General features: G+C 69.2%; 12 protein-coding genes. 6 read left to right on the top strand and 6 right to left on the bottom strand.

The genetic code is table 11. The annotated features are described in order from the left end of the window. The first annotated feature begins 3 nt into the window (after positions 1 to 3). The 6 genes from yidC (at position 4) to GKQ77_RS05825 (ending at position 6082) form a co-directional block, all read left to right on the top strand. Positions 4 to 1305, top strand: a complete 1302-nt coding sequence (gene yidC, locus GKQ77_RS05800; protein WP_219687621.1) for a membrane protein insertase YidC — start codon at positions 4 to 6, stop codon at positions 1303 to 1305. Positions 1306 to 1319: 14 nt separating this feature from the next. After that, positions 1320 to 1832 carry a Jag family protein gene (locus GKQ77_RS05805; RefSeq protein WP_219687622.1) on the top strand — a complete coding sequence of 171 codons (513 nt, stop codon included), beginning with the start codon at positions 1320 to 1322 and terminating at the stop codon, positions 1830 to 1832. 77 nt (positions 1833 to 1909) lie between these two features. After that, positions 1910 to 2656: a 16S rRNA (guanine(527)-N(7))-methyltransferase RsmG gene (gene rsmG / locus GKQ77_RS05810; protein WP_372459834.1), complete on the top strand. Its 747-nt coding sequence runs from the start codon at positions 1910 to 1912 to the stop codon at positions 2654 to 2656. Between the two features lie 301 nt (positions 2657 to 2957). Further along, positions 2958 to 4034, top strand: a complete 1077-nt coding sequence (locus GKQ77_RS05815) for a ParA family protein (RefSeq protein ID WP_219687624.1) — start codon at positions 2958 to 2960, stop codon at positions 4032 to 4034. Further along, the gene (locus tag GKQ77_RS05820) at positions 4031 to 5158 is read left to right on the top strand and encodes a ParB/RepB/Spo0J family partition protein (RefSeq protein WP_219687625.1); all 1128 of its coding nucleotides are present in this window, start codon (positions 4031 to 4033) and stop codon (positions 5156 to 5158) included. Before GKQ77_RS05815 ends, GKQ77_RS05820 begins: the two co-directional genes overlap by 4 nt. A gap of 306 nt (positions 5159 to 5464) precedes the next feature. After that, positions 5465 to 6082, top strand: a complete 618-nt coding sequence (locus GKQ77_RS05825) for a GNAT family N-acetyltransferase (protein ID WP_219687626.1) — start codon at positions 5465 to 5467, stop codon at positions 6080 to 6082. A 93-nt stretch (positions 6083 to 6175) separates the two neighbouring features. Here GKQ77_RS05825 and trxA read toward each other — a convergent pair whose 3' ends face one another. From trxA to murJ, 6 genes are all read right to left on the bottom strand, one after another. Further along, positions 6176 to 6508: a thioredoxin gene (gene trxA / locus GKQ77_RS05830; protein ID WP_219687627.1), complete on the bottom strand. Its 333-nt coding sequence runs from the start codon at positions 6506 to 6508 to the stop codon at positions 6176 to 6178. Positions 6509 to 6548: 40 nt separating this feature from the next. Next, positions 6549 to 7511: a thioredoxin-disulfide reductase gene (trxB, locus tag GKQ77_RS05835; protein ID WP_219687628.1), complete on the bottom strand. Its 963-nt coding sequence runs from the start codon at positions 7509 to 7511 to the stop codon at positions 6549 to 6551. 128 nt (positions 7512 to 7639) lie between these two features. After that, positions 7640 to 8635, bottom strand: coding sequence for an anti-sigma factor family protein (locus tag GKQ77_RS05840; RefSeq protein ID WP_219687629.1), 996 nt, complete (start codon positions 8633 to 8635; stop codon positions 7640 to 7642). Continuing rightward, complete coding sequence (gene sigM / locus GKQ77_RS05845; protein WP_219687630.1) at positions 8632 to 9405, bottom strand: RNA polymerase sigma factor SigM; 774 nt, start codon at positions 9403 to 9405, stop codon at positions 8632 to 8634. Before sigM ends, GKQ77_RS05840 begins: the two co-directional genes overlap by 4 nt. Positions 9406 to 9442: 37 nt before the next feature. Beyond that, the gene (locus GKQ77_RS05850) at positions 9443 to 11155 is read right to left on the bottom strand and encodes a protein kinase family protein (RefSeq protein ID WP_219687631.1); all 1713 of its coding nucleotides are present in this window, start codon (positions 11153 to 11155) and stop codon (positions 9443 to 9445) included. Between the two features lie 118 nt (positions 11156 to 11273). Continuing rightward, a partial coding sequence (murJ, locus tag GKQ77_RS05855; protein ID WP_219687632.1) for a murein biosynthesis integral membrane protein MurJ occupies positions 11274 to 12919 on the bottom strand: 1646 nt, incomplete at its 5' end.

Raw genomic sequence — 12919 nt, forward strand, 5'->3', positions numbered from 1 at the left:
TTAGTGGACACGATTGCCAGTCTCTTCAGCTTTATCACCACACCAGTTTCGTGGGTCATCGTCCAGTTCCACTCGGTGTACGGGAAGATCTTCGGCCCCGACACGGGCTGGGCCTGGGGCCTGTCCATCGTGTCCCTGGTGATCCTGATCCGTATCTGCCTGATCCCGCTCTTCGTGAAGCAGATCAAGGCCACTCGGGCCATGCAGACGCTGCAGCCCGAGATGAAGAAGATCCAGGAGCGCTACAAGAGCGACAAGCAGCGCCAGTCCGAAGAGATGATGAAGCTGTACAAGGAGTCGGGTACCAACCCGCTCTCCTCGTGCCTTCCCATCCTGGCGCAGTCGCCCTTCTTCTTCGCCCTCTACCACGTGCTGAACGGCATCGCGACGGGCAAGGAAATCGGGGTCATCGACGGGCCTCTCCTGGAGAGCGCGCGTAAGGCGCACATCTTCGGCGCCCCGCTGGCCGCGAAGTTCACGGACGGCGCGGACAAGGTCGCCTCGCTCGGCGCCTCCCTCACGGACGTCCGTGTCATCACCGCGGTCATGATCATCCTGATGTCGGCGTCGCAGTTCTTCACGCAGCGCCAGCTGATGACGAAGAACGTGGACACGACGGTCAAGACGCCGTTCATGCAGCAGCAGAAGATGCTGATGTACGTCTTCCCGATCATGTTCGCCGTCTTCGGCATCAACTTCCCCGTCGGTGTCCTCGTCTACTGGCTGACCACCAACGTGTGGACCATGGGCCAGCAGATGTTCGTGATCCGCAGGAACCCGACGCCGGGCTCCAAGGCGCAGGCCGCCTACCTGGAGCGCCTGCAGAAGCAGGTCACGCACCACAAGAAGGTGCGCGGGCGCGGCAACGCGAACGTCATCAAGGCGATCGTCGCCAAGGGCCGGGACCGCAACGAGTTCGAGCGTAAGTTCATCAACGGCCTCACCAAGGCGGGCCTCGCGGCCCAGGCCGACGGCACCGTGGTGGAGAGCGAGACCGTCGCCACGGCGACCGAGGACGGGGCCACGGCCGCCGGCGCCCCGCGGCGCCAGCAGCCCAAGCGGCAGAGCAAGGCCAAGCGCCAGTCCGCCATCGCGCAGGCCGCCGCCAAGGCCGAGGGCGAAGAGGAACCCAAGACGTCGCTGGAGAAGGCTCAGGACCAGCCTGAGGACGCCACCCCCAAGGCCAAGCCGACGGGCGGCAGCACCACGGGCAACAAGCCCGGCTCCGGAACGCGCAGCAAAGCCAAGTCGGGACAGCAGCGCAAGGGCCAGCAGCGGCCCAAGCACCCGTCCTCCAAGAAGTAGAAGGAGTCCATCCCGTGACGGAAGGCACCACCTCCGCCGCAGTTGAGGCCGGCGACACTCTCACCCGCCTCGAGCAGGAGGGCGAGATCGCGGCGGACTACCTCGAGGGTCTGCTGGACATCGCCGACCTCGACGGCGACATCGACATGGACGTCGAGGCCGACCGGGCCGCTGTCTCGATCGTCAGCGACACCGCGAGCCGTGACCTGCAGAAGCTGGTCGGCCGGGACGGCGAGGTCCTGGAGGCGCTCCAGGAGCTCACGCGTCTCGCCGTGCACCGCGAGACCGGTGACCGCAGCCGCCTGATGTTGGACATCGCGGGCTACCGCGCCAAGAAGCGCGAGGAGCTCTCGGAGATCGGCGCCAAGGCCGCGGCCGAGGTCCGGAGCTCCGGTGAGCCGGCCAAGCTCCAGCCGATGACGCCGTTCGAGCGCAAGGTCGTGCATGATGCGGTCAAGGCCGCCGGTCTGCGCAGTGAGTCCGAGGGCGAGGAGCCGCAGCGCTTCGTCGTCGTACTCCCCGCCTGAGCGGTACCGCGTATCTCCCGGCCCCGTCTGTTCACAGGCGGGGCCGGTCTTTGTCAGCCTGATAGTCAGCCACCCCAGTGCGGTACGGAAGGACGGTCCCCGTGACGGAGGATGCGGAGCAGCTCCCCCCGGCGCCTGAAGAGGCCCGGGCGGTATTCGGCGATCGCTTCACGGACGCGGTCCGGTACGCGGAGCTGCTCGCCGATGCGGGAGTGCGGCGAGGCCTCATCGGCCCTCGGGAGGTGCCCCGGCTCTGGGAGCGGCATCTGCTGAACTGCGCGGTGCTGTCCGAGGTCGTGCCCGAGGGCGTCACGGTGTGCGACGTCGGCTCCGGTGCCGGCCTGCCGGGCATCCCGCTGGCCCTCGTCCGCCCGGACCTGAAGATCACGCTCCTTGAGCCCCTGCTGCGGCGCACGAACTTCCTCACCGAGGTCGTCGAGCTGCTCGGCCTCGACCACGTGACGGTCGTGCGGGGCCGCGCCGAGGAGGTCCTCGGGAAGCTGCCCCCGGTCCATGTGGTGACCGCACGGGCCGTGGCGCCGCTGGACCGCCTCGCGGCCTGGGGCGTCCCGCTGCTGCGTCCTTACGGGGAGATGCTTCTCCTCAAGGGCGACACCGCCGAGGAAGAGGTCAAGGCTGCCGGATCCGCGCTGAGCAAGCTCGGTGCGGTGGGCACCTCGGTTCTGCATGTCGGTGAGGGTGTGGTGGATCCGCTCTCCACCGTCGTGCGTGTCGAGGTCGGGGAGAGCCCGGGCGGTGTGCGCTTCGCCGCGAAGCGGGCCAAGGCCGCGCGCACGGGCCGCACGCGGCGCCGCCGCGGCTGACCTTTCGGCTGCCTGGGTGCGCCGGGCGCTGCCTGCCTGCTTTGACAGCGGGCGGACTGTACTCCACAAAACCTGCCAAACGTACGCATACCGGGGTGTCGCGCCAGCGGCACCCCGGCTGCCGTGCATCGTGTTTCACGTGAAACGTCGCTCACTGCTGCATGGCATCATCAATCGCGGCCGCGCTGCGGAACCTCGCGACCGTCGGCCCCTCGGTTCCCTCGATAAGGGCACGGAGTTGTCCACAGAGGGGGATTCGTCCACAGAAGACCGGGCCTCGCTGGTTCATGACCCTCAAAGCATGGGAGGCTCTGTTCATTGCGAGCCTGATGTCGAGGAGAGTGAATCGTTGCGGTCCGACGCCAACATCGCGGGACCGATGACCGATCCGGTCCCCGGTCCCCGTACCGAATCGGCGGGGGAGGATGTTTCACGTGAAACACCGACCCCGATGGACGACACACCCATCGGTCGTGCTGCCCAACTGGCGGTGGAAGCACTGGGCCGCGCGGGCGAAGGCCTGCCACGCCCCGAGCAGACCCGCGTCATGGTGGTCGCCAACCAGAAGGGTGGGGTGGGCAAGACGACGACGACCGTCAACCTCGCCGCCTCGCTCGCTCTGCACGGCGCACGCGTCCTGGTGATCGACCTCGACCCGCAGGGCAACGCCTCCACCGCTCTCGGCATCGACCACCACGCCGAAGTGCCGTCCATCTATGACGTCCTGGTGGACAGCAAGCCGCTCTCCGACGTCGTCCAGCCGGTGACGGATGTCGAGGGTCTCTTCTGTGCCCCGGCCACGATCGATCTCGCCGGTGCGGAGATCGAGCTGGTGTCGCTGGTGGCACGGGAGAGCCGGCTGCAGCGGGCCATCCAGGCCTACGAGCAGCCGCTGGACTACATCCTCATCGACTGCCCGCCGTCCCTGGGACTGCTGACGGTCAACGCCCTGGTGGCCGGTGCGGAGGTGCTGATCCCCATTCAGTGCGAGTACTACGCACTGGAAGGACTCGGCCAGCTCCTGCGCAACGTCGACCTCGTACGGGGTCACCTCAACCCGAACCTGCACGTCTCGACGATCCTGCTCACCATGTACGACGGCAGGACCCGGCTCGCCTCCCAGGTGGCGGACGAGGTGCGCAGCCACTTCGGCGGCGAGGTCCTGCGGACCAGCATTCCGCGCTCGGTCCGCATCTCGGAGGCGCCGAGCTACGGCCAGACGGTGCTCACCTATGACCCGGGCTCAAGTGGCGCCCTCTCCTACTTCGAAGCGGCACGCGAGATCGCGCTGCGCGGAGTCGGGGTGCGCTACGACGTCCAACACGCCCACACGGGCGCTCAGAACGACCAGCACAGCACGACGGAGGGGATGCAGTGAGCGAGCGACGGAGAGGACTGGGGCGGGGCCTCGGCGCCTTGATCCCTGCGGCCCCGACAGAGAAGCAGGTGCCGCAGCGCGCGGCGGGAGCCTCGACCTCTCCCTCGGCTGTGCCCGTGCTCACCGCCGAGCGGGGGGTGGCCGCCGCGAAGGTGACGGCACTCCCGCAGAGCCCTGTTTCACGTGAAACGGTGGAGCCGGAACAGCAGTCGGTGGAGGTACCGGAGAACGCGCCGGTGGCCGGCGCCCACTTCGCCGAGTTGCCGCTCGACTTCATCTCGCCCAACCCGCGGCAGCCGCGTGAGGTCTTCGACGAGGACGCCCTCGCGGAGCTGGTCACCTCCATCAAGGAGGTCGGGCTTCTCCAGCCGGTCGTCGTACGGCAGCTGGGTCCCGCGCGCTACGAACTCATCATGGGCGAGCGGCGCTGGCGGGCCTGCCGTGAGGCGGGCCTGGAGCGCATCCCGGCGATCGTGCGGGCCACGGACGACGACAAGCTCCTTCTGGACGCGCTGCTGGAGAACCTGCACCGCGCCCAGCTGAACCCGCTGGAAGAGGCCGCCGCCTACGACCAGTTGCTCAAGGACTTCAACTGCACGCACGACCAGCTGGCGGACCGCATCGGCCGCTCCCGCCCGCAGGTCTCCAACACGCTGCGCCTGCTGAAGCTCTCGCCGGCCGTGCAGCGCAGGGTGGCCGCCGGGGTTCTCTCCGCGGGGCACGCCCGGGCGCTGCTCTCCGTCGAGGATTCGGAGGAGCAGGACCGGCTGGCTCACCGGATCGTGGCCGAAGGTCTTTCGGTGCGTGCCGTCGAGGAGATCGTGACCCTCATGGGGTCGCGGCCGCAGAGCACTCCGAAGGCCAAGGGGCCGCGCGCGGGCGCCCGGCTCTCGCCGGCTCTGAGCAGCCTCGCCACCCGGCTCTCCGACCGGTTCGAGACCCGGGTGCGGGTGGATCTGGGCCAGAAGAAGGGCAAGATCGTCGTCGACTTCGCCTCTCTGGAGGACCTGGAGCGCATCCTCAGCACGCTGGCTCCGGGCGAGGGCCCGGTCCTTCAGAACGGGCAGGCCGAGGACGACCTGGAAGACACCTCTGAGGACTCCTCTGGGGACGGCAAGGCCTGAGCCAACAGAGCTGATCCCGCGAGAGCGGGCCGTGTCCGGTCTGTACCGGAACACGGCCCGCTCTTTGCTTTCCTACGGTATCGATGGAATCACTTCGTGGATACGATGCGATGGGGTTTGGCGCATCCACTGACGGCACCTCATTGGGGAGGCGGGGGCCATGCGATCGATGAGCCGCACCGGACTGATGACCGCAGGCCTGGGGCTGGGAGCGGTCGGCGGGTTCGTCGGCAGCCTGCTCCGGGAACGCAGTGCTCTGACAGCCGCCCGCTGCGCGGCGGGCGAGGAAAGTGAGGAACCGCCTTCATGGGGCGTCGGCTCGTACCGCTCACGCTGGACAACCTCCCGGACCTCCCCGAACGCTGCCATTCGTGCGTCTTCTGGGAGCTGGACCCGGTCAGCGGCCAAGCCGCGGTAAAGGCGGGGACTCCAGAGCTGGAGAAGGAGGCGTGGATCTCCGCGGTCCTGCTGGAGTGGGGGTCGTGCGGCCGGGTCGTGTACGTCGACGATGTGCCGGTGGGCTTTGTGCTCTACGCGCCCCCCGCGTATGTTCCGCGCTCCACCGCGTTCCCCACGAGCCCGGTCTCCCCGGACGCCGTTCAGCTCATGACGGCGTGGATCATGCCCGAGTATCAGGGCCAAGGCCTCGGCAGGGTGATCGTCCAGACGGTGGCCAAGGATCTGCTGCGCCGAGGATTCAAGGCGATCGAGGCCTTCGGGGACGCGCGGTGGGAGAAGCCGGCGTGTCTCCTGCCCGCGGATCACCTGCTGGCGGTGGGCTTCAAGACGGTCCGCCCGCACCCCACTTACCCGCGGCTGAGGCTGGAGCTGCGGACGACGCTCTCCTGGAAGGAAGACGTCGAGTTGGCGCTCGACCGCCTGCTGGGCGCGGTGCAGAAGGAGCCCGTGCTCCGACCGCTCTGACGCCGGACAGAAGAATGGACCAGCCCCCAGGAGGGACTGGTCCATTCGTGTTTCACGTGAAACATCGTGCGTCGCGTGAAACGGCGTCGCTGACTACTCGGCGATGAAGTCCTCGAGGTCGCGGACGATCGCGGCCTTCGGCTTGGCGCCGACGATCGTCTTGGCCACCTCGCCGCCCTGGTACACGTTCAGGGTCGGGATGGACATCACGCCGTACTTCGCGGCTGTGCCCGGGTTCTCGTCGATGTTGAGCTTGACGATCTCGATCTTGTCGCCGTGCTCGGCGGCGATCGCCTCGAGCGACGGGGCGATCTGGCGGCACGGGCCGCACCAGTCGGCCCAGAAGTCCACCAGTACGGGCTTGTCGCTCTTGAGGACGTCCTCCTCGAAGGAGTCGTCGGTCACGTTCTTCAGGGTGCCGGCCACGGCAGTCTCCTTAACTTGGTGCGGTGGGGAAGATGGGGGGTCAGGCGGTGGCAGCCGTCGCGGACTCGCTGTCGGCGAGGGCGGCGAGGAAACGCTCGGCGTCGAGGGCGGCGGAGCAGCCGGTGCCGGCCGCCGTGATCGCCTGGCGGTACGTGTGGTCGACGACGTCACCGGCGCCGAAGACACCGGTCAGGTTCGTGCGGGTCGAGGGCGCCTCGACCTTCAAGTAGCCCTCGTCATCCAGCTCGAGCTGACCCTTGAACAGCTCCGTGCGCGGGTCGTGGCCGATCGCGATGAACAGGCCGGTCACCGGCAGCTCGGACGTCTCACCCGTCTTCAGGTTCCGCAGCGTCAGGCCGGAGAGCTTCTGCTCGCCCTTGATCTCGGCGACCTCGCTGTCCCAGACGAACTTGATCTTCGGGTCGGCGAAGGCGCGCTCCTGCATCGCCTTGGAGGCGCGCAGGCTGTCGCGGCGGTGCACGATCGTCACGGACTTGGCGAAGCGCGACAGGAAGGTGGCCTCCTCCATCGCGGTGTCGCCGCCGCCGATCACGGCGATGTCCTGGTCCTTGAAGAAGAAGCCGTCGCAGGTGGCGCACCAGGAGACGCCGCGCCCGGAGAGGGCGTCCTCGTTCGGCAGGCCGAGCTTGCGGTGCTGGGAGCCGGTCGTGACGATGACGGCCTTCGCACGGTGCACCGTGCCCGCGGTGTCCGTCACGGTCTTGATCTCACCACTGAGGTCGACGGCGACCACGTCGTCGGGGACCAGTTCGGCGCCGAAGCGCTCGGCCTGGGCGCGCATGTTGTCCATGAGCTCGGGGCCCATGACGCCGTCCTGGAAGCCGGGGAAGTTCTCCACCTCGGTGGTGTTCATCAGCGCACCGCCTGCGGTGACGGCGCCCTCGAACACCAGCGGCTTCAGCGACGCGCGCGCGGTGTAGAGCGCCGCCGTGTAGCCGGCGGGCCCGGAGCCGATGATGATCACGTTACGGACGTCGGTCACGGCTTGATTCCTCGTCTCTGGGGACTGCTGCGTACTGCTGGTGGGTGCCTGTATCAGGACTACTCACCCCACCCAACGGATCCTACGGGGCGTGCATTCCCCGACGGGCCCGCGCGTACGGAAGCGTGTCAGCCCTGAGGGTAGGAATGCGTCAGCAGAACCTTGCCCACGCGCGGTGAGGACTTGCCCACACAGGTGGCGTCGATGATGTAAGCGGACACCTGACCGGCGTCGGAATCGTGCGGCACCACGACGAGGTAGGCGCGCTTGCCCTCGTACGAGCCCTGCTCGGCGGCGAGCGGGGTCCTGGAGCCGATGCCGCGCTGGATGCACTCGGGCACCTGGATTGCCAGCCCACGCAGCGGGGAGTCGGCCGTGGGGGACTCCGGGGTGGAGCGGGTGTCGAAGGACGGACTGGATCCGTCCGACTCCTTGGCCCCTTCCGACTTTCCGCCGCGCGGTTCCTTGACGGGGCCCTTGGCGAGCAGCTCCGCGACCTGCCCCTTGAGCTTTTCCTCGGAGAACGAGTCGGCGGCGGTGTCCCGGGGGCCGACGGATGTGCCGTCCGAGTCACCGCCCCAGGTCTGCATCAGCAGCGAGCCGAGGCCGATGGCGGCCGCGGTGAAGACGGCGCCGAGCACAGCGGTACGGCGGCGGGTGCGTCGCGTACGGGCACCGCGCCCTGGACCGGTGGCCGCACGCGGGCGTCCGGCGGGGCGGTCGGCGGCGGGGCCGGAGGTCGAGGCGGGCGATGTTTCACGTGAAACACGCGCCGAGGTGGACGCCGGAGTGGCCGGTGCGGGCTCGGTCTCGGGCTCAGTCTCAGGCTCGGGGGGCGCATCCGTCGAAGGAGGACCGTCCGGAGCGGTGGCGTTCAGCAGGGCCTCGGCCGCCAGGGCGGCGTCGATGCGGCCCGCGACATCGGCGGGCATGCGCGGTGGCCCTGGCAGGGTGCCGAGCATGCCGCGGATCTCCTCCAGGGAGGCGTAGACGTCGGCGCACAGCTCACAGCCGTCCAGATGCTGCCGCACCTCGCTGGTGCGCGACGGGGGGAGCAGACCCTCGGTCAGGTCGGAGATCTCGGTGACCTCCGGGTGCCCGTCCGAGTCAGTCGTGGCTGTCACGCTCGCCCACCTCCGCCCTTCACCGCGGCTGAATCACTTGGTCCCGCATCCGGTGGCCCGGTATCCAGATGCCCTGCATCCCGTGGCCCTGCTGCCGGTGGGACGGATGTCCCCTGCGTCCGGTTCCTTCCCGGGCCCGGCTCCGCGTCTTCGCCGTCTCCGCTGTTCTCGCCGCTGCCCCCGGTCCGCGGACGTGTCTCTGTGCGCAGATGAGTGAGGAGCGGCAGCAGCTTGGCTCTCCCGCGGGCACAGCGGCTCTTGACCGTGCCGGCGGGCACGTCCAGGACGCGGGCGGCCTCGGCGACCGGATAACCCTGCATGTCGACCAGGACGAGAGCGGCGCGCTGGTCCCGCGGGAGCGTGCCCAGGGCTTCCAGGAGTTCCCGGTGCAGATCGTCCCGCTCGACGGGGGCGGCCGCTGATTCCGCGGGCTCCAGGAGCTGTTCGAGGCGCTCGGCGTCGTCGATCGGTGAGGTCTTGCGGGATGCCGCCTTGCGGGCCCGGTCGAGGCAGGCGTTCACGGTGATCCGGTGCAGCCACGTCGTCACGGCGGACTGTCCACGGAAGGTGTGCGCCGCGCGGTAGGCGGAGACGAGGGCGTCCTGCACCGCGTCGGCGGCCTCCTCGCGGTCGCCCAGGGTGCGCAGCGCCACGGCCCACAGGCGGTCCCGGTGACGCCGGACAAGCTCACCGAAGGCGTCCTCGTCGCCGGCGACATGGCGGGCGAGGAGGTCCTGGTCATTCATGTCACCGTGCGCGGTGCCGTCCACCGTCGAACCCCCTCCCCCAGTGAGCCGAGCCGATTCCTCAGCCCTTGAACTGCACGTCCGTGATGGCCTGCTTGTATCCCGCCCTGTAATACCCCTCGGGGCCGGAGTATGGCAGCGCGGTCATCCACAGAAGGACGTACCGCGACTTCACGGGCTTCTTGGCCTCGATCTTCGCGGTCTTGTCCGAGGTGGTGACACCACCGATCTTCTTCATGGAGTCGATCGGCGTCGAAGGCGTCAGCGCATCAGTGGCGTACAGCGAGACCGTGGTGTCGGGTCCGCCGTACCGAAGGGCTATCGACGCCACCGAGACGTCCTGCTCCGAGCCGAGGTCGTAGACGATACCGACACCGGGCTTGTACGGGGCGAGCTTCGGGCCGTCCCTGAACGTAGCGGTCCGCCAGAGCGTGGAGCTGTCCTTGTCGTAGGTGTTGCTGACGGCTTCCGGGTCCTGGGAGTCGCCCTTGAGGACGTACTCCTGACCCTGCTCGATGCTGATCGGCTTCTTGGGCTTCGACCGGCCCTTGTCGTCGCCCCCGTTGGTCTGCGTCGTGTTGGTGTCGTCCGACTTCTCGTGGTCCATGAGGGCGTCCGCGAGCTGCCAGCTGCCCAGGCCGAGCGCGGCGATGAGCAGTGCGGAGACGGCCCACTTGAGGGCCCTGCCGGTGCGGCTCTGCAGCGGGGGCGGCGGGGCGACCACGGGCTGGGTCGCGCCCATGTGGGGCGCGGGGCGGCCGTAACTCCCCTGCTGGTACGTGGTGCGCTGGTACTCGGGCGGCGCGGTGAAGGCGGGCTCCGGCGGACGGATGCGGGGCATCTCGCCGATGGCCTTGACCAGCTCCTCCGGAGTCGTGCACGGGGGGTCCTGGCGGGAGGCGGTCGCGCCGTCGTTGACGAGCGCCCGCATGGCCAGCTCGGAGAGGCCGCGGTGGACGCCCGCCCGCACCTGGTCGGGGGCGATCAGGCCGATGTCCTTGGGCAGGCCGGAGAGGCCGTAGGCGTCGTCCTCGTACGGCCAGCGCTGGGTCAGCGAGGCGTACAGGAGGGCGCCGATCGCCTCGGTGTCCGTGCGCTGGGGGGTGTCGGAGCTGATGCCGCGCAGCGCCGCGTTCACGGCGAGGCCACGGATGCGGTACTGGCCGGAGGAGGTGCGCAGGACGGCGCTCGGGGTCAGCCGCAGATGGGCGAGCCCTTCGCGGTGTGCCGCCGCCATGGCCTGGGAGATCTGGGTGACGAGCTGGTAGGCGTCGTGCGCCTCCAGCGGGCCCGCGGCGAGGACCGTGGTCAGCTCTGTGGCGTCCGGCAGCCACTCGTGGACGACGTAGACGAGGTCGTTCTCCTCGACCGCGTCCAGGACCTGTACGAACCTGGGGTCGCCGAGGAGGGCCGAGGAACGGGCCGCCGCGAGCACCGAGCGGGCCCGCGGGTGGTCCGCAGGCAGCAGATGCACACCGACGGCGCGGCGGAGCTTCTCGTCCACCGCGCGCCAACTGCTGAAACCGTCCAGACGGGTGACGCACTCCTCGAGGCGGTAGCGCCTCGCGAGCTTGTGGCCGCTGTGCAGTTCCGGGGGTGAGGAGGCCCCACGGCTCAGAGGCTTGGGGGCCTCCGCCGCGTCTTCGTCTGCTGCCGTGTCCCGCTCCCGGGTCTGGGCCACCCCGTCGGCCGTGGGCTGCTCCGCCTTGGCGGTCAGCGGCTTGTCACCGCTGTTGTCTGCCACGTCGACGGCAGCCGTGCTCCGTTCCGCCACCGTCGTTCCTGCCTCCCCATCCGTTGCGCTTCGTCAGACGCCAAAGCCAATTGTGCCCACAGTCCAGTGCTATGCACGACACGCGGTACCCGGTGATGGTTGTGCGGTACCCCTCACCTCAGCGGCCGAGGCGGCCGCGGACCATGCCGACCATGGAGTTCAGCTCCTCGATGCGCATGCGCTTGGCCAGCATGAAGAAGACACCGAGCAGCACGGCACCGCCCCCGGCAAGCGCCGCAAGCGACCCGAGGACACCCTGTCCGAGCGTCTTGGTGATGGCGTAGGCGGCGCCACCGGCGAGCAGCGCCGCGGGCCAGGCGGCGATGCCGAGCCGGGCGTACGTACGCAGCACACGGGCGCCGTCCAGGTCGCCGCCGAGCCGCTTGCGCAGCCGCTGCCAGGCGATGCCCACGCCGATGGCGTACGCGAGGCCGTAGGCGGCCGCCATGCCGGTGACGGCCCAGCGGGTGGGCAGGGCGTAGTAGCAGGCCGCGGAGGCGGCGGCGTTCACGGCGGCCACGATGACCGTGTTGTAGAAGGGCGTCCGCGTGTCCTCGTAGGCGTAGAAGGCGCGGAGCACGACGTACTGCACGGAGTAGGGGATCAGGCCGAGGCCGAAGGCCATCAGCATGAAGCCCATGTTCGTCGACTGGGCGCTGCCCGAGGAGCCGAAGATCAGCGTGCACATCGGGATGCCGAGCGCGACGAACCCGAAGGAGATGGGGACGATCGCGACCGCTGTCGTGCGCAGCCCTTGGGAGATGTCGTCGCGGACGGACCCGGCGTCCCCGTCCTGTGCCGAGCGGGACAGCCGGGGCAGCAGGGCCGCCATCAGGGAGACCGTGATGATCGCCTGCGGCAGGCCCCAGATGAGCTGGGCGTTGGCGTAGGCGGCGAAGCCGATGCCGCTGACCGAGGGCAGGTCGGTGGTGGCGGCGGTGGCCAGCTGGGTGACGACGAGGGCGCCGGCCTGGTTGGCCAGCACGAACAGGATCGTCCACTTGGCGAGCTTGGCGGCCTTGCCCAGGCCGTGGCCCTTCCAGTCGAAGCGCGGACGCAGCCTGAATCCGGTCTCGCGCAGATACGGGATCATCGCGAGGGCCTGGACGACGAGACCGAGCAGGACGCCGATGCCGAGGAGGCGCTCGGCCTCCGGCGGGATGGTGTCGACCTCCATGCCGGAGGACGCCGATGTCCCGTACACCCAGATGAACATGCCGAGCGTGGCGATGATGACGATGTTGTTGAGGACCGGGGTCCACATCATCGCGCCGAACTTGCCGCGGGCGTTGAGGATCTGGCCCATCACCACGTGGACGCCCATGAAGAAGATCGAGGGCAGGAAGTAGCGCAGCAGGGTGGTGCCGACCGCGGTGGCGTCGGCATTGTTCGCGACCGGGACGGACATCACGCGCACCAGCTGCGGGGCAAGGAGGATGCCGAGGACGGTGAGCGCGCCGAGCGCCACCATGACGAGGGTCAGCAGACGGTTGGCGTAGGCCTCGCCGCCGTCCTCGTCCTCCTTCATGGAGCGTACGAGCTGCGGCACGAACACGGAGTTGAGGCCGCCGCCGACGGTGAGGATGTAGATCATCGTCGGGATCTGGTAGACGACCTGGAAGGTGTCGCCGAGCAGGCCGACGCCGAGCGCCGAGACGATCAGCGCGGAGCGGATGAAGCCGGTGAGGCGTGAGACGAGGGTGCCCGCCGCCATCACGGCGCTGGACTTCAGCAGGCTCGACGCGCGGCCGCCCGACTTGGGTG

Source organism: Streptomyces anatolicus, assembly GCF_019400875.1.
Lineage (GTDB): Bacteria > Actinomycetota > Actinomycetes > Streptomycetales > Streptomycetaceae > Streptomyces > Streptomyces anatolicus.

Bases quoted from the DNA above. Each gene is read 5' to 3' on its own strand.
- GKQ77_RS05815 (WP_219687624.1), top strand. From the start codon at position 2,958: ATGGGAGGCTCTGTTCATTGCGAGCCTGATGTCGAGGAGAGTGAATCG.
- GKQ77_RS05825 (WP_219687626.1), top strand. From the start codon at position 5,465: ATGGGGCGTCGGCTCGTACCGCTCACGCTGGACAACCTCCCGGACCTC.